This is a genomic window from Actinomycetota bacterium (genome assembly GCA_035765775.1).
Lineage (GTDB): Bacteria > Actinomycetota > CADDZG01 > JAHWKV01 > JAOPZY01 > DASTWV01.
Genome location: DASTWV010000013.1, coordinates 42,586 through 58,547, shown reverse-complemented (window position 1 = coordinate 58,547; position 15,962 = coordinate 42,586). Strand labels below are relative to the sequence as shown.

General features: G+C 72.4%; 15 protein-coding genes. 7 read left to right on the top strand and 8 right to left on the bottom strand.

Features of this window, described 5'->3' with window-relative positions; all coding sequences use genetic code 11:
* The 3 genes from VFW71_02665 to VFW71_02655 form a co-directional block, all read left to right on the top strand.
* A partial coding sequence (locus VFW71_02665) for an Ig domain-containing protein (GenBank protein HEU5001667.1) occupies positions 1-1,549 on the top strand: 1,549 nt, incomplete at its 5' end.
* Between the two features lie 13 nt (positions 1,550-1,562).
* Positions 1,563-2,336 (top strand): SGNH/GDSL hydrolase family protein, encoded by a 774-nt coding sequence (locus VFW71_02660; protein HEU5001666.1) that lies wholly within the window; start codon positions 1,563-1,565, stop codon positions 2,334-2,336.
* A 10-nt stretch (positions 2,337-2,346) separates the two neighbouring features.
* Positions 2,347-2,826 (top strand): hypothetical protein, encoded by a 480-nt coding sequence (locus tag VFW71_02655; protein ID HEU5001665.1) that lies wholly within the window; start codon positions 2,347-2,349, stop codon positions 2,824-2,826.
* Between the two features lie 26 nt (positions 2,827-2,852).
* Here VFW71_02655 and VFW71_02650 read toward each other — a convergent pair whose 3' ends face one another.
* The 6 genes from VFW71_02650 to VFW71_02625 form a co-directional block, all read right to left on the bottom strand.
* Complete coding sequence (locus VFW71_02650; protein HEU5001664.1) at positions 2,853-4,139, bottom strand: MFS transporter; 1,287 nt, start codon at positions 4,137-4,139, stop codon at positions 2,853-2,855.
* Positions 4,136-4,594 carry a MarR family transcriptional regulator gene (locus VFW71_02645; GenBank protein HEU5001663.1) on the bottom strand — a complete coding sequence of 153 codons (459 nt, stop codon included), beginning with the start codon at positions 4,592-4,594 and terminating at the stop codon, positions 4,136-4,138. Before VFW71_02645 ends, VFW71_02650 begins: the two co-directional genes overlap by 4 nt.
* A gap of 240 nt (positions 4,595-4,834) precedes the next feature.
* Complete coding sequence (locus tag VFW71_02640; protein HEU5001662.1) at positions 4,835-5,569, bottom strand: SDR family NAD(P)-dependent oxidoreductase; 735 nt, start codon at positions 5,567-5,569, stop codon at positions 4,835-4,837.
* Positions 5,570-5,583: 14 nt separating this feature from the next.
* The gene (gene ettA, locus VFW71_02635; GenBank protein HEU5001661.1) at positions 5,584-7,263 is read right to left on the bottom strand and encodes an energy-dependent translational throttle protein EttA; all 1,680 of its coding nucleotides are present in this window, start codon (positions 7,261-7,263) and stop codon (positions 5,584-5,586) included.
* Positions 7,264-7,383: 120 nt separating this feature from the next.
* Positions 7,384-7,812 (bottom strand): alternative ribosome rescue aminoacyl-tRNA hydrolase ArfB, encoded by a 429-nt coding sequence (gene arfB, locus VFW71_02630; GenBank protein HEU5001660.1) that lies wholly within the window; start codon positions 7,810-7,812, stop codon positions 7,384-7,386.
* A gap of 163 nt (positions 7,813-7,975) precedes the next feature.
* Positions 7,976-8,521: a hypothetical protein gene (locus VFW71_02625; protein ID HEU5001659.1), complete on the bottom strand. Its 546-nt coding sequence runs from the start codon at positions 8,519-8,521 to the stop codon at positions 7,976-7,978.
* Between the two features lie 94 nt (positions 8,522-8,615).
* On the opposite strand from VFW71_02625, the gene phoU reads away from it, so the two are divergent.
* A complete protein-coding gene (phoU, locus tag VFW71_02620; protein HEU5001658.1) occupies positions 8,616-9,332 on the top strand; it encodes a phosphate signaling complex protein PhoU in 717 nt (238 codons plus the stop codon).
* Between the two features lie 55 nt (positions 9,333-9,387).
* Here phoU and VFW71_02615 read toward each other — a convergent pair whose 3' ends face one another.
* On the bottom strand, positions 9,388-10,407 hold the full coding sequence (locus VFW71_02615) for a helix-turn-helix domain-containing protein (protein HEU5001657.1): 1,020 nt from the start codon (positions 10,405-10,407) through the stop codon (positions 9,388-9,390).
* Between the two features lie 71 nt (positions 10,408-10,478).
* Here VFW71_02615 and VFW71_02610 point away from each other — a divergent pair, with 71 nt between their 5' ends.
* Positions 10,479-10,691, top strand: a complete 213-nt coding sequence (locus VFW71_02610; protein HEU5001656.1) for a hypothetical protein — start codon at positions 10,479-10,481, stop codon at positions 10,689-10,691.
* A gap of 208 nt (positions 10,692-10,899) precedes the next feature.
* On the opposite strand, the gene VFW71_02605 is transcribed toward VFW71_02610, so the two are convergent.
* The gene (locus VFW71_02605) at positions 10,900-13,404 is read right to left on the bottom strand and encodes an APC family permease (protein HEU5001655.1); all 2,505 of its coding nucleotides are present in this window, start codon (positions 13,402-13,404) and stop codon (positions 10,900-10,902) included.
* A gap of 433 nt (positions 13,405-13,837) precedes the next feature.
* Between VFW71_02605 and VFW71_02600 the strand changes: the two genes are divergently transcribed.
* Positions 13,838-14,344 carry an FtsX-like permease family protein gene (locus VFW71_02600; protein HEU5001654.1) on the top strand — a complete coding sequence of 169 codons (507 nt, stop codon included), beginning with the start codon at positions 13,838-13,840 and terminating at the stop codon, positions 14,342-14,344.
* Positions 14,345-14,348: 4 nt separating this feature from the next.
* Complete coding sequence (locus VFW71_02595; protein ID HEU5001653.1) at positions 14,349-15,914, top strand: ATP-binding cassette domain-containing protein; 1,566 nt, start codon at positions 14,349-14,351, stop codon at positions 15,912-15,914.
* The last annotated feature ends 48 nt before the right edge of the window (positions 15,915-15,962 follow it).

Below are 15,962 nucleotides of genomic sequence, written 5' to 3'. Positions count from 1 at the left end.
GAACCTGAGCTACACCGACACCGCCCCCCTGCCCGCCGGCATGGCGGGCGTCGAGTCCTGGGACGACGGGGCGGGCTGGGCCATCGACCACTTCTCGGCGGGCAACCTCTCGGCGGCGCCCTCGGCCCCGGTGTTCACCGCTGCCAGCCCCTCGACCAGCGCCACCGTCGGCCTGGCCTACAGCTACGCCTTCGCCGCCAGCGGCAGCCCGGCACCCAGCTTCAGCCTGGGCACGGGCAGCCTCCCCCCGGGGCTGTCGCTCTCGAGCGCCGGGGTGCTCTCCGGGACGCCGACCACCGCCGGCTCTTCCGTCTTCGACGTGGCCGCGTCCAACCCGGGCGGGACCGCGCTGTCGCCCACCTACACCCTCGTCGTGTCCACCGCGGCCACCGCCCCCGCCTTCACGGCGGACAGCCCGCCGCCATCGGCTACCACCGGGATGGCCTACTCGTACACGTTCGCCGCCAGCGGCAGCCCGGCACCCAGCTTCGCGGTGGCCACGGGGTCGCTGCCGCCCGGCCTGACGCTGTCCGCCGGCGGCGTGCTGTCCGGCACGCCGACCACCACCGGGACCTTCGGCTTCTCGGTGTCCGCCTCCAACTCGGCGGGCACCGTCACCTCGGCGAGCTTGACCGTGGCGGTCAGCACCGGCACCAGCGCCCCGGCGTTCACCGCGGCCAGCCCGCCCCCCACGGCCACCACCGGGGTCGTCTACTCCTACAGCTTCAGCGCCAGCGGCAGCCCGGCGCCCGTCTTCGCGGTGGCCACGGGGTCGCTGCCGCCTGGCCTGGGGCTCGCCAGCACCGGCTTGCTGTCCGGCACGCCGACCGCCGACGGCACCTTCACCTTCAGCGTTTCGGCGGCCAACTCGGTGGGGACCGCCTTCACCGCCCCGTTCTCGATCGCCGTGGCCGCGGCGCCGTCGTTCCCCATCGCCGCCGGGACGATCGTCGCCCTGGACACCTTCACCCGGGGGTCGGTGACCAACGGTTGGGGCACCGCCAGCGACGGCCATCTCTGGGGCCTGCAGAGCGGCGCGGCCTCGGTGCTCTCGGTGGCCGGCAACCAGGGCCGCGTCCAGGGCTCCAACTCGATGGCGACCGCCCGGGTCACGCTCGGCAGCGCCACCTCGCTCAACGCCGAGGCCGTGGACCGCTACACGTCGGGCGACTACGCCAACGACTGCGGCCACCTGCTGCTGCGCTACTCGTCCGCCACCAGCTTCTACGTGGCCGGGCTGGACTCCCCGGTCTCGGGAGCGGAGATCAACGTCATGAAGATGAGCGGCGGGACCGAGGCCCGGGTGGCCTCGGTCGCCTTCCCGGCGGTCAACGGCACCGCCTACTGGCAGCGGGTGCGGGTCACCAACTCGGGCTCGACGGCCACCATCCAGGTCCGGGTGTGGAAGGACGGCACCGCCGAGCCCTCCACCTGGAACCTCAGCTACACCGACACCGCCGCCCTGCCGGCGGGGACCGCGGGCATCGAGTCGTGGGATGACGGGCTAGGGTGGGCCATCGACCACTTCTCAGCCGGCAGCCTGCCGTAGCCCGCTGGTCTCGTTGACCCCCGGTCGCCTCCTCCGCAGGGCGCTGGTCGGCCTGGGCACCGGGGTCACCGCCTTCGCCGGCCTGATGGTGGCCGAGGTCCTCGTCGCCCGCCGCGGGCCTGCCCCCTCCCCCGGCCCGCCCCTCCCGCAGGGCATGCCCGCCGGGCCACCCGGAGTGCCTACCGACACGGTGGTGTGGCTGGGCGACTCCACGGCCGCCGGGCTGGGCGCCAGCTCCCTCGACGGCACGGTGGCGGTGCGCACCGCCGGTCTGCTCGGCCGGCCCGTCGCCCTTACCGTCCTGGGCCACTCGGGCGACCGGGTCGCCCACGTCCTGCACAGCCAGCTCCCCAGGCTGGCCGCCGCCCGGCCAACGGTGGTGATGATCAGCATCGGCGCCAACGACGTCACCCACCTCACCCGCCGCTCGGCGTTCCGCCGGGACTACGCCGCCCTGCTCGCCGGCTTGCCTCCCGTCCGCCAGGTCGTGGTCGTGGGCATACCGGACATGGGGACCAGCCCCCGGGTGCCGCAGCCGCTCCGGGCGATCGCCGGCTGGCGGGGCCGGCGGATGAATGCCGACGTCCGCCGCCTTGCCGCCCGGTCGGGGGCCATCTACGCCGACGTCGCCGCCCGTACCGGGCAGGCATTCCGCGACCACCCGGAGCGATATTTCGCACACGACCGGTACCACCCGGACGACGAGGGGTATGCCCTCTGGGCGGCAGCCATCGCGTCGGCGGTCCGGGACGGGTCGCAGCCGACCGGCGATGGGCCTGCGCGATGATGCCGCCCGCATGGCCGATCACGTGCTCCTCAGTGTCGGGGCCGAGGTCGTCCTCGTGGCCCTCGTGGCCGGGACGGCCCGGGGCTTGGACGCCGCCCGCAATGCCCGGGGCCCCAAGGGCACCCTGTTCGCCTGCCCCGGAGCCCTGTCGCTCGATGCCCTCGTCCGCCGGGGTGGCCTGCAGCCGGACGCCAGCCGGCGCCGGGGCATGCAGCGCCCGGTCGGCACCTACAGCGGCCGGCTGTACATCAGCACCGAGGAGCTGGCCTGGCGGCCGGACAGCTACAGCCGCCGCCACGGCGGGCGCCGGATCTCGATCGCGTTCGCCAGCGTGCGCTGGGCCGAGGTCGTGCCCCGGCTGTTCCGGATGAGCTGCGTCCTGGCCGTGGGGCTGGACGACGGCACCCAGACCCGCCTTGTCGTCCGGGGCGGGCCTGCTCCCCTCGCCCGCGTGCTGCACCAGCTCGGGGTGCTCCTGCCCCGCACGTAACCGGCCCGGCTCAGAAGGGGCCGGCGTCAGGCCGCGTCCACCTCGCTGCCCACCACCTCCTCCAGGGCCACCACCGGCGATGTTGCCATCCGGTAGGTCGTGACCCGCCGGCCCGCCACAAACCCCAACCCGGCGGCCACCAGCGCCGCCAGGCCCCCGAGGGCTACGCCCGCCCGGGCGCCGAAAGCGTCGCAGATGACGCCCAGCAGCGGGCCGCCGAAGGGGGTCGTGCCCAGCAGGAGCATCGACTGGAGGGCGATCACCCGGCCGCGCATCGCCGGGTGCGCCCGCACCTGGACGATGGCGGTGGACAGGGTCATGAAGCTCACGCTGGTGAAACCCACCACCGCCGCCACCACAAAGCCCGCCGCCAGGCCGGGCACCGACCCGAAGACCAGCATGGCGGCGCCGAACCCGGCGGCGGCCACGACGACCATGCGGATGTCCACGGTGCGCCGCCGGGCGGCCCCCAGGGCGCCCAGCAGGGCACCCACGCTGAGCACCGAGTACATGAGGGTGAAGGAGGCGTCGCTGCCGTGCAGGGTGCGCTCCACCAGCAACGGCATGACCACCGAGAAGTTGAAGGTGAGCGTACCGATGATGGCCAGCATCGCCAGGGGCACGAAGAGCTCCGGCGTCGCCCGCACGTAGCGCAAGCCTTCCCGGATCTGGCCCCGCCCCCGGGGCGCCGCCGGGGAGCGGTAGAGCTCGGGCGGACGGATCATCCAGAGGGCCAGGAGCACGGCCAGGTAGGAGGCGGCGTCGCCGGCGAATCCCCACCCGTATCCCACCGTGATCACCAGCAGCCCGGCGAGGGCAGGGCCTACGATCCGGGAGCCGTTCATCAGGGCGCTGTTGAGGCTGACTGCGTTCTGGACCTGGTCCTCGGACACCAGCTCGGGCACGAAGGAGCGCCGGGCCGGGTTGTCGAAGGCCAGCATGAAGCCGCCCGCCAGCGCGGTGCCGTAGAAGGCCAGGAGGGGGGCGGCGTGGAGGAAGGCGAGCGCCGCGAGGACGCCCGACTGGGCCATCTCGAGGGCCTGGGTGACGAGGAGCAGCCGGCGCTTGTCCGCCCGGTCGGCGATCAGCCCCGCCCATGGCCCCAGCACCAGGAGCGGGGCGAACTGGCAGGCCACGAGGACCCCGATGGCCAGGCCGCTGTGCGTCCGGTGCAGGACAAGGAGGGTGAGGGCCACCGTGGTCAGCCAGTTGCCCACCTGGGAGACCAGCTGCCCGGCGAAAAACAGGCGGAAGTTGCGCACCCGCAGTGAGGAGAAGGTGGAGCGGGCGCCGGCCCGTAGGCGGGCCCTCACCGCCCCCCCTCGACGAGGCGCTCCAGGATCGGGGCGGCGGCAGCCAGGCAGGCGAGCTCCTCGGGGCGCAGCGCCACCAGCTCGGTGGCGAGCCAGGCGGTCTTGGCGGAGCGGCTGCGTTGGACGTAGCGCCGCCCAGCCGGACTCAGCCGGACGTGGCGCACCCGGCGGTCATTGGGGTCGGTCTGGGCTGTCACGAGGCCCCGGGCCGCCAGCTTGTCGACGGCCCGGGTGATGGTGGGCGGGGCGACCTGCTCCCGGGCGGCCAGCTCGCTCAGGCTGAGCGACCCCTCGCACGCGATCGAGCTGAGGGCCGAGGCCAGCGTGGGCGGCAAGGCTTCGGCGTCCTGGCGGCGCAGGATGCGGGCGAGGCGGGTGGCGGAAAGCCGGAGCGCCTCGGCCACCGCGACCGGATCGGTGGCGGCGGGAGCAGGCGGGCGGAGGGCGGCGGGCACGCAGCCATGCTACCACGGTAGTTAGTTACGCTAACTAACTTTGAGCCCGCCGCGGGCAAGCCGGGCGGAGGCAGGAACGCTCCAGACGCCGAACCGGGGTTGCGGGCAACGAAGAGGTCCGGTTGTGGCTCGGAGACCTCGCCGACCCGGATGGGGTCCTGCACGCCAATGACCGCCCGGGCGCCCAGCTCAACCATGAGGAACCTCGCGAGAGACCATACGCACGACTGCACCGCTCGCTCAGGGTTTCGGCGGGTCCCGGAGGTCGATGATGCTCCCGTTGGGGAGCCCCGTGCCCAGGAGGGCCCACATCTTGGCCGCCGCCTCGTCGGGGGGCGTCAGCTTGCCCTGGGCGTGCAGGTCGACGAACTTCTGGCGGCTGGGGAAGTCCCGCTCGGCGGTGGCCCGCAGCTCGGCCTGCATCCCCGTGTCGATGGTGCCCGGGGCAATGGCCATGACCTCCGCTCCCCCACCCCGGAGGTCCTGCTCGGCGCCCACGTCGCGCACCCACTGATCGATGGCCGCCTTCCCTGCCCCGTAGGACGACCACCCCGGGTACACGCTCTTGGCGGCGCCCGAGGTGAGCATCACAAGGTGGCGGCGGGCGCTCAGCCCGGCGGTCTCGGCCAGGAACAGGTGGCCGAGGGCCTGGGGGGCGGCGCTGTTCAGGACGACGTTGCTCATATAGGAAGTCCCGCTGACCTCGCCGGCGAAGCCGATCGGGTCCAGCGTGCCGGTGGCGTGGATGAAGACGACCCGGTCGCCGGTGAACCCTTTGGCCTCCTCGGCAAACGACAGGGCCACCCGCTCCCAGTGCTCCGGGTCCGAGAGATCGGCCTGGACGGTGGCGATCCCGGGCGCCTCCCGCCGGCTGATGCCGATGACGCGGGCGTCCGGCCACGGCACGGTGCGCACCAGGGCCTGGCCGATGCCGCCCGAGGCGCCTGAAATCCAGATGAGGCTCCCGCCCGCCATCGCCCGGCTCCTCTTCAGGCCCGCACGAGGGGCTTGTAGCGCAACCGGTGCGGCTGGTCGGCGTCAGTTCCGAGGCGGCGGTGGCGGTCGGCCTCGTAGTCGGAGAAGTTGCCCTCGAACCAGCGCACCTCCGAGTCGCCCTCGAAGGCGAGCACGTGGGTGGCGATGCGGTCCAGGAACCAGCGGTCGTGGGTGATGACCACCGCGCAGCCCGGGAAGGCCAGCAGGGCCTCCTCCAGCGCCCGGAGGGTGTCGACGTCGAGATCGTTGGTTGGCTCGTCCAGCAACAGCAGGTTGCCCCCGGCCAGCAGCACCTTGGCCAGCTGCAGCCGGTTGCGCTCGCCCCCGGACAGCGTCCCGACCGGCTTCTGCTGGTCGGTGCCCTTGAACCCGAACGATCCCACGTAGGCCCGGCCGTGCATCTCCCGGCCCCCGACGGTGAGCAGGTCCTGGCCCCCGGTGATCTCCTGGTAGACCGTCAGCTCGCCGCGCAGCGCCTCCCGGCTCTGGTCCCCGTAGGCGATCTGCACCGTCGGCCCCCGCTTGAGCGTGCCGGCGTCGGGCTCCTCGGCCCCGGTGATCATGCGGAACAGGGTGGTCTTGCCCGCCCCGTTGGCCCCGATGACCCCGACGATGCCCGCCCGGGGCAGCGAGAAGGAAAGATCGTCGATCAGCAGTCGGTCGCCGTAGCCTTTCGTCAGGTGCTCGACCTCCAGCACCAGCTCGCCCAGCCGGGGCCCGGGCGGGATGGCGATCTCCAGGCGCTCGGCCCGGTCCGGCGCCGACTCGGCCTCGGCCATCAGCTCCTCGTAGCTGTTCAGGCGGGCCTTGCCTTTGGCCTGGCGGGCCCGGGGCGACAGCCGGATCCACTCCAGCTCGTGCTGCAGGGTGCGCTGGCGGCGGGCGTCGGCCTTCTCCTCCAGGGCCAGGCGCTGCTGCTTCTGGTCCAGCCACGACGAGTAGTTGCCCTCCCAAGGGATGCCGTGGCCCCGGTCCAGCTCGAGGATCCACCCGGCGACGTTGTCCAGGAAGTAGCGGTCGTGGGTCACCGCCACCACCGTGCCGGCGTAGTCCTGCAGCGTGCGCTCCAGCCAGGCCACCGACTCGGCGTCCAGGTGGTTGGTGGGCTCGTCCAGCAGCAGCAGATCGGGCTTGGTGAGCAGCAGGCGGCAGAGGGCCACCCGGCGCCGCTCCCCGCCCGACAGGGTCGCGACGCTGGCGTCGCCGGGCGGGAGGTTGAGGGCGTCCATGGCGATCTCCAGGCGCCGGTCCACCTCCCAGGCGTCGGCGGCGTCGATGCGGTCCTGCACTTCGGCCTGCTCGGTGAGGAGGGCGTCGAAGTCGGCATCCGGGTCGCCCATCGCCTCGCAGATGGCGTTGTAGCGGTCCACCAGGGCCTTGGCCTCCCCCAGCCCCTCGGCCACCGTGGCGGCGACGTCCTTGGACGGATCGAGGCGGGGCTCCTGGGGCAGGAACCCGACAGTGAAGCCGGGCGTCAGGCGGGCCTCGCCCTGGTAGCCGTCGTCCTCGCCCGCCATGATCCGAAGCAGGGAGGACTTGCCCGCCCCGTTGGCCCCCAGGACCCCGATCTTGGCGCCCGGGAACATCGAGATGTTGATGCTGCGCAGCACCTCCTTGTCCGGCGGGTGGACCCGGCGGAGGTTGCGCATGGTGAAGATGAACTGGGCGGTCATGCGGACCAGCCTAGCCGACGTCCGGTGCGCGGCTCCCACAGCCCAGGGCGGCGGAGGTGGGGGACATTTGTCCCGGCCAGTGGGACAAATGTCCCCGAGATGAAGTGGGCGACGGCGTCCTCAGTCGTCCGGGATCGTCCGGCGCTCCCGCTTGCGCCGGCCGGCCACCCGCTTGGTCTCGATCCGGCGCTCCCGGGAGGCCCGGGAGGGCCGGGTGGGGCGCCGGGGGGGCGGGTCGGGCTTCAGCGCCTCCCGGACCAGGTCGGCGAAGCGGGCCGTTGCCAGCTCCCGGTTCTGGGCCTGGCTGCGCTCGTCCGAGGCGACGACGTGGAGGCGGCCTTCGGTGTCCAGCTTGCCCGCCAGTTGTTGGAGGAGCCGCGCCCGCTGCCGGGGGCCGAGCGAGGGCGAGCCGGCGACATCGAACACGACCTCCACCCGGGTGTCCCGGGTGTTGACGTTCTGCCCGCCCGGCCCGCCGCTGCGCGAGAAGCGGACGTCGAGTTCGCCCTCGGGCAGCACGAGGGTCCGGGTGATGCGGATACCTTCCATGCCCCCATGATGCAGCCTGGTTTACCGGGAGCTCACAGGGAGGGGCGGACCGCCGCTGAGCGAATCGACCGCGGCGGCAAGGGTGGACGAGTAGGCGAGAACTCGGCAGGTTGCGCCTTGAGCTGGTACCAGAAGATCCCCGACTACGAACCTTGGCGTCGGGCTACGGCGTCGCGGGGCACGGTGGGGCGGGCGGCAGTGACGGGCTCGCCGACTCTAGCGTGAAGCCCACGTCGCCTCGGACGCTGATGAAGCCCACCCCCCCACCGCCCGGAGTGAGCGCCATCCACACGTCCTCGGTCGGTCCGGCGAAGGGCGGCGGCAGCTCCGACTTCCACACCTTGCCGTCGAAGACCACTAGCCCGTCACAGCGCAGCGGCAGCGAGTAGGCGTAGTAGGTCCCCGGCACCGCTCCCGGCCCGCACGGAGGCGCGGTCTCGGCGCCCGTACAGACGCCGTCGGCACCGGTGCCGTTGCCCGGACCGGCCGCCGGGCCGCAGGCAATCGTCGAGGGTGCGGGTTTGGTGGGGGCCAGCGTCGGGCAGGGCGAGGGGCCGGGCGGTGCTGGGTCCCCCTCGGCGGGCTGCGGACTGCCGAGCACGACGCCGTCGGGGCCATACCGTCGATCGAGCCCCGAGGGAGCCCTGAGCAACACAAAGCTGAGCGCCGCCACCAGCGCAACGGCCCCGGCGACCAACAACCAGCGCATGGTTATGACTTCGGCCAGATCACCCCGCCGCCTTGAGGCGACAATCTGGGTAGGTTCATCAGCGGAGACGGTCCGGCGGCGGGAGGAGGGACGAATGGCGGCAGAGGGCCGGCCACTCTTCCGTCACCTGCTTGCGGAGCTTGAGAACGACATCCAGGCGATGGCCGCCGCGGCCGAGCGCCTGTTCGAGAAAGCGGTTGGCGCCCTCGATGGCCACGACCCGGCGGTCTACAGGGCCGTCATCGCGGGCGACGACGAGGTGGACGCCTTCTACCTGCGCATCGAGCAGCGCGTCACCGACCTCTTCGCCCTGCAGAGCCCCATCGTGGCCTCGGACCTCCGCCTGCTGACCGCCCTGCTCCATATCAACGGCCATCTCGAGCGGGTCGCCGATCAGGCGGTGAACATCGCCAAGATCGGGGCCGCGGCCCAGCGCCTCCCGCGCTCGCCCGGGGTCCTGGAGCAACTCGACGAGATGGCCAGCCTCGCCCTCCGCATGCTCGAGGCGGCCATGGATGCCTTCGCCCGGCGGGACGCCGAGTTGAGCCGCCGGCTACCGCCAATGGACGAACCGATCGACGAGCTCAACCGGGGGATGCTGAAGGACGTGCTGGCGGCCGCCGGGAACGAGGACCTCCTCCGGTGGTGCGTGTCCATGCACATGGTGTCCCGCCAGATCGAGCGGGTGGGCGACCACGCCGTGGACATCGGCGAGCAGGTCGCCTACCTGGTCACCGGCGAGTTCCAGGAGTTCACCGACGCCTCCCACCCCGAGATCGAGCATCCCGAGCTGGCCGCCGGAGTGGAGTGAGGCTAGCGGCATTTCCGAGGCCCAGGCCGCCCGACCGTGAGGCCCACCCAGAGATCTACGGGGCTACCGCGGCGACGCCCGAATCCCTCTCGGCGGCCGTCGGGAGTTGACGGAAGGTCCGCCGGTAGGCACCGGGTGAGGTACCCACGACCCGGCTGAAGTGGAGGCGAAGGTTGGCTGCCGTCCCCAGCCCGCAGGTTTCGGCCACCCGGTCGATCGCCAAGTCCGTCGTCTCCAGCAGGCGTTGCGCCGCGGTCACCCGCTGCACCAGCAGCCACTGCAGGGGGCTGGTCCCCGCGGTGGCCACAAAGCGGCGGGCGAACGTCCGGGTGGAGAGGTGGGCATGCGCCGCCATGGTCCGCACGGTCAGCGGCTCGCCGAGGTGCTCGATGGCCCACGCCATGGTGACGCTCAGCGGGTCCTCGCCGGCACACACCGGGACGGGAGCCTCGACAAACTGCGCCTGCCCACCCGAGCGGTGCGGCGGCACCACCATCCGGCGGGCGAAGAGATTTGCCACCTCGGCCCCATGGTCCTGGCGCACCATGTGCAGGCACAGGTCGATGCCCGCCGCCGTGCCCGCCGAGGTCAGCACCCGGCCCTCGTCGATGTACAGCACCGACGGGTCCACGTCCACCTTGGGGAACTGCTGCGCCATGAAGTCGGCGAACATCCAGTGCGTCGTGGCCCGGCGCCCGTCCAGCAGGCCGGCATGGGCCAGGACGAAGGCCCCCGAGCACAGGGAGGCAATCCTCGCCCCCCGGTCGTACGCCGCCCGCAGCGCCACCAGCGCTCGCTCCGGGGGTCTCTCCCGCAGGTTCCGCCACGACGGGACGATGATGGTCCCCGCCCGCTCCAACGCCTCGAGGCCGTGGGGGGTATCGATGCTGAAGCCCCCCTCGGAGGTCCGCAACGGAGGCGGGTCACCGGCGGCGATGAAGACCTCGTAGGTCGGCCCGCCCATGGCGGAGCGGTCGATGCCGAAGACCTCGCAGGGCACCGCCATCTCGAACACGGCGGCGGAGTCGAACACCAAGACGGCGACGACGCTCCAGAGTGGCGGTGCATTTGCCATGGCTGGATCTTATCGAAGATAGGCAGTCCTGCCACTCGCTCGGCGGCGGCCGTGCCCCCATGATCATCGGCATGGACAGCGAGAGCGGGGAACGAGGCCACATGCACCCCTACCTCGTCGGGCGCCTCGTCGCCGAGCGCCAAGGCGACTTGGCCCGGGAAGCGGCCGCCGCCCGCCTCGGGCGGGAAGCGGCACCCCGGCCGGTGGGCCGCGTGCGGGAAGCGGCAGGTGCCTCACTCATCGCGCTCGGGCGCAGGCTCGCAGGCCACGCGCCTGCGGTCTGACGGGCCTGCTCAGTCCGGGCTCGAGCGCCCGTCCGGCCCCGGCCCGACGAACCACCGGCCGGGGCGGAGCACAGCCGCATATTTGTGCATGGCTGAACATGAATATCATGTCGAGCGAGGCAAAAAGTTCTGGGAGCCGGTCAGCCTCTCCCGCACAAGCCCCAGTGCCGACCAGCCCGCCCCCGACCATCCGGCCGGAGCCGACCCGTCAGCGGGCCAGCACGCTCTCCACCGCCGGGGGCTGCCCCGCCGGTGTCCCCTTCCCGGCATGGGCCGGCCGGTCCAGGCGGTAGGGCACGGCCGCCACCACCACCGAGGGCTCGAAGAGGAAGGTGCGCTTCAGCAGCAGGGCGGTGTGGTTGTGCAGGGCATGGTGCCACCAGCGCCGGCATACGAACTCAGGGATCACGATCGTCACGTAGGTCCGGGGGTTGGCATCGAGGATCCCCCGCACCAACTCGAACACCGGGCGGCTCACCTCCCGGTGGGGCGAGGGCAGCACCTCGAGCTGCACCCGGGGGACCCGGGCGGCCCATTCTGCCAACAGGGCTTCGGTCTCATTGGCGTCGGTCTCGATGTGGATGCAGCGCAGCTCGTCGGCCCCCAGCGACCGGGCGTAGCGCAGGCCGGCCAGCGAGCCGTTGTGCAGGCCTCCCACCAGGACGACGGCGACGTGGCGCCACGGGCGCTGCGCCCGCAGCGACGGCGATGCCGAGCGGGAGCGGGCGGCGTGCTCGCCCGGCTCCAGGGCCTCGTAGCCCTCGTGCAGCGCCAGGTTGGTCACCACGACGCCCGGCTCAGTGATCAGCGACGACTTCCGCCGCTGCAGCCGGCGCTGGCTCACGATGTAGCGCAGCCGCTGCCCGGTCACCGCCTCGGGGATCATGATGTTCAGGACCTCCCCGGCGCCTACCTCCCGGCGCAACGTGCGGATGTAGTCGCTGAGGGCCTCCCGCTCCGAGCCCCCGGCGAGGGCCACCTCCTTCACCTCGTCGCCGACGGGGTCGGTCTTCAGGAAGGCGGAGTAATCCTCGCCCGGGCGGACCAGGCAGGTCGTGCGGACCTCGGTGGGGAACACCCGTTGGGCGTAGGCGAGCGCTGCCCGCACGATGGGCTCGTCGCCCCGCGAACCGCTCGGCACGGGGACGACGACCCGCTGGCGGGGGTAGTCCATCGGCACCTTGCCGGCCGGGTCCCGCAGGATGCGGGCCGCCTCCATGTAGTGCCGGTGGACCGCCAGGAGTCCCAACACCGCCAGCGGGACCACGATGAGGATGACCCAGGCCCCCTCGGTGAACTTGGTGGCGGCGATGATGATCGTCATCAGGCCACTGACGACCGACCCGATGGCGTTGATCACCAGGCCCCGCCGCCAGCCGGGCTCCTTGTACCTGAGGTGGTGCCTCGACATGCCGGCCTGGGAGAACGTGAAGGAGGTGAACACCCCGATGGCGTAGAGCGGGATCAGGTGGGTGACGCTCGCCTTGAAGACCACCACGAGGGTGGCGGCCAGCCCGGCCAGGACGATGATGCCGTTGGAGTAGACCAGGCGGTCGCCGTAGCGGGTGAGCTGGCGGGGCAGGTAGCGGTCGGCGGCGATGAAGCTCGCCAGGCGCGGGAACCCGGCGTAGCTGGTATTGGCCGCCAGCACCAGGATCATCATCGTGGCTACCTGGAGGGCGACGTAGAAAGCGGTCCCTACGCCTGAGTGTCCGAACACCGTGTGACCCACCTGGGCGAGGACCGTCTTGGCGCCCGTCGGGTCGGGCACCACGTGCAGCTTCGCCACCAGGATGGAGAGGCCGAGGAACATGACACCGAGCAGCGCGCCCATCCACATCAGGGTGATCCGGGCATTGCGCCACTCGGGCGGTTTGAAGGCCGGGACGCCGTTGGAGATGGCCTCCACCCCGGTGACCGCCGCCCCGCCGGACGAGAACGCCCGCAGGATGACGAAGAGCCCGACCGAAGTCAGGACGGGCTTCTGGGCGAAGGTCTGGGCGTGGTGCAGCCCGCCGGTGAACGCCTCGTAGGTGCCGCCCACCAGGAGGCACCCCATCATGGCGATGAAGAGGTAGGTGGGGAGGGCGAAGATGCGTCCCGCCTCCTTGGCCCCCCGCAGGTTCCCCCAGGTCAGGATCACGATGAAGAACAAGGAGATGGGGACCCGGTAGGGGAACAGGCCCGACAGGACCGATGTGAGCGCCGCAGTGCCCGCCGAGACCGACACCGCCTCCGTCAGGATGTAGTCGGTGAGCAGCGACACGCCCGCCACCTGCGCCGGCAACGGTCCGAAGTTGTCCCGGCTGACCAGGTAGGCGCCGCCGCCCTGGGGATAGGACTTGATGGTCTGGCGGTACGAGAACAACAGGATTCCCAGGACGCCCAGCAGCGCGAGCGTGATGGGCACCACCATGACGAAGACGCCGATGGCGCCCGCCTCCACGAGGACGTGGACGATCTCCTCGGTGGCATAGGCCGAGGAGGAAAGGTTGTCGCTGGCAAACACCGCCAAGGCGGTCGGCTTGCCGAGGCGCTCCTCCTCCAGGCGGTCCGTGGACAGCGGGCGGCCCACAAGGACACGCTTGAGCAGCCGGAACCGGTGGGGCGCCTGCGGGCGGAGCGAGAGCTTGTGGTGCGCGGTCGGCGAAGCCTCGGCCGCGGCGTCGTCCGCCGAGCCGGAGTCCGCTCGCTGCTCGCCTTCGGTCTTCATGTGCCCGCGACCGAGTATGGCAGCGCGGGTACCGTCCGTAAAGAAGCTGTAAAAACACCAGGGGAGCCGGGATGGACCCCCTGAGTGGTCCTTATGAGGCGGGCCCTGCCGGCCGACATTACTGAACGTGAGCAGCGGACCGCTCCGGGTGACACCGGGCGCCTCCCCCGCCCGGCGCACTAAGCAATTCGGGCCACCCCGAACCACCCCCTTGACCCATACCCCTGTGCTCGCCGCCGCCGGTTACCGGGCGGGGCTCATGAGGGGCCTGACACTGCGAACGCGGAGGGCTACCATCGCAACCATCTCGAGCGGTACGACGGGTCGCTGGTCGCCGGCGCCCACCTACTCCCCGTCCCCCCCACCGCGCACGGCATCGCGTGCGCCGCGGGAGTTCTGGAAGATCCCGGCAGGCGCCGCCGTCGTCATCGGCGTGGCCTTCTCGGTGCTGTTGACCAGCGTCGCCTTCGGGGTGCAGGCCAAGATCGACGGCCTGGTGGCCCGCCCGACGTTGCCCCTGCCGCCGAACCTGGTGCCGGTGCACCGGATCCACGAGATCCTGCTGTGGCTCACGATCGTGGTCGCCGGCGCCATGCTGCTGCAGACGGCGATCAGCACCTACACCATGGGCAGCGCCCTGATGCGCTCCCGGCGCGATGAGATCGCCATCCGGCGCCAGAACGGCGTCCTGCGCTCGACCCTGCTGGCCGAGTTCTGCCGGGCGATGCTGATCCCCTGCCTCACCGGCGGGGCCATTGGCGAGGTGCTGGGCGTCATCGCCGGGCTCATCCTGCGCTCGGGAACCGTCCTGCCGATCCGCTTCACCCTGGTGTCCACCCTCTCGGCGTTCCCCACCACGATCCTGCTTGCCGTCCTTGCCACCCTGATCCCTGCCTGGGCTTCGGCGAACGCCAGCCCGGCGCTGCTACGGAAGGAGTAGTCCGGTGCCCGCCACGAGCTTCCTCAAGGTTCGCGACCTCCGGTTCCGCTACCCCGGCGCCAGCCATGACGCTCTCAGCCTGGCCAGCCTGGAGATCGACCGGCCCGGCCTCGTCGCCATCACCGGCCCGAGCGGCGCCGGCAAGAGCACCCTGATCGAGCTGCTGGCGGGAACCATCAACGAGCCGTACTCGGGGTCGGTCGAGGTCCTCGGCAAGGAATGGTCGCAGCTGCGCACCGACCGGGCCCGCCAGCTCCACCTCCGGCGCATCGCCCTGATCCCGCAGGACCTCGGCCTGCTCCCCAACCAGACCCCCCGCCAGATGCTGGTGCAGGCCCTGCTCGACGCCGGGGTCCCCCGGTCGTCCTGCGAGGAGCGCGTCGCCCGGGCGCTGGGGCAGATGGAGATGACCGCCCACGCCGGGCGCCGCATCGCCGAGCTGTCCGGTGGCCAGCAGCAGCGGGTGGCGATCGCCCGGGCCCTGGCGAGGAACGTCGACCTAATCCTGGCCGATGAGCCGACCGCCAGCCTGAATGCCGCGCTGGTGGACGAGGCAGTGGCAGTCCTGCGGCGCATCGGCATGACGGTGCCCATAGTCATGGTGACCCACGACGCGGCCATCGCCGCCCAGTGCGACCGCCAGATCCGCCTGACCGCCCCGGCCGCTGCCGAGGCCGCCCCGGTGCTGATCCTGCCGGTGCCCGGATGGGGCACCGCCGCTGCGGCGCCGCCCGCCCCGGCTGCCCCGGCCCTCCGCCCGGTCGCTGCCGTCGGCCCCGTGCGCCCGGCCCTGATCCCGATTGGCCAGTCCCGCCCGGCCCCCGCCCCGCGGCCCGCCGCCGCGGCGTCCGCCGTACCACCCCTCCGGCCCGTCACCCCGGTGGCACCCCTCCGGCCGGTCGCCGCCGTACCACCCCTCCGGCCGGTCACCCCGGTGACCTCGGCCACCGCCACCCCCACGAGGCCGGTCGCACGGGCCTCCCGCCTGGGCGCGCTGGCGGGCCTTACCTCCGTACGCACGGCGTCCACTGCGACGACCGGGCGCCCGGCATGGCGTGTGCCGCATTTCGGGATCCTGATGTCGGCAGCGGCCACCGGCCTGGTGGCCCTGGTGGGCGTGTTCGCCATCGGCCCGCTCGCCCCCTCGGCATCGCAGCGCCCCGCCCCGGCGGTCGCCACCGTGAAGTCCGAGAGCGTGCCCGCCCCCTCGCCCTCCCCGGAGGCGCCCCAGGTGGCCAGCGTGGCGGACGTTCCCCCGATCCCGAACCCGTCCCCGGCGGTCACCCAGCCGGTCACGGCCAAGGTGGGAGTGAAGCCCGCCACCTCGCACACGGCTGCCCCCAAGGTCACCACGCCCCCGGCACCGTCGCCCGCCGCCGTGGTCCCGCCGGCCCCGGCGCCCGTGGCCGCACCGACGCCGGCGGTCTCGCCTACCACCAACGCCCTGGCCTGGTGGATTGCGATGAGCCAGCTGCTCAACACCTACGGCGGCGGCACCAACGGGACCGGGACGACCGGGAACCCGACTGCGACCCCCAGCCCGACCACGACCGCCCCCGCGCACCACTGATCCCCGATCTTTGAGGCCCCCTGCCAAATTGGGCTCCGGGTCCTGGTA

What these genes read in the sequence shown, in the direction of transcription:
- ettA (HEU5001661.1), bottom strand. Translation starts at nt 7,263, where the DNA reads ATGACCGCCCAGTTCATCTTCACCATGCGCAACCTCCGCCGGGTCCAC.
- VFW71_02610 (HEU5001656.1), top strand. Translation starts at nt 10,479, where the DNA reads ATGGACAGCGAGAGCGGGGAACGAGGCCACATGCACCCCTACCTCGTC.
- VFW71_02625 (HEU5001659.1), bottom strand. Translation starts at nt 8,521, where the DNA reads ATGCGCTGGTTGTTGGTCGCCGGGGCCGTTGCGCTGGTGGCGGCGCTC.
- VFW71_02640 (HEU5001662.1), bottom strand. Translation starts at nt 5,569, where the DNA reads ATGGCGGGCGGGAGCCTCATCTGGATTTCAGGCGCCTCGGGCGGCATC.
- VFW71_02605 (HEU5001655.1), bottom strand. Translation starts at nt 13,404, where the DNA reads ATGAAGACCGAAGGCGAGCAGCGAGCGGACTCCGGCTCGGCGGACGAC.
- VFW71_02615 (HEU5001657.1), bottom strand. Translation starts at nt 10,407, where the DNA reads ATGGCAAATGCACCGCCACTCTGGAGCGTCGTCGCCGTCTTGGTGTTC.
- arfB (HEU5001660.1), bottom strand. Translation starts at nt 7,812, where the DNA reads ATGGAAGGTATCCGCATCACCCGGACCCTCGTGCTGCCCGAGGGCGAA.
- VFW71_02655 (HEU5001665.1), top strand. Translation starts at nt 2,347, where the DNA reads ATGGCCGATCACGTGCTCCTCAGTGTCGGGGCCGAGGTCGTCCTCGTG.
- phoU (HEU5001658.1), top strand. Translation starts at nt 8,616, where the DNA reads ATGGCGGCAGAGGGCCGGCCACTCTTCCGTCACCTGCTTGCGGAGCTT.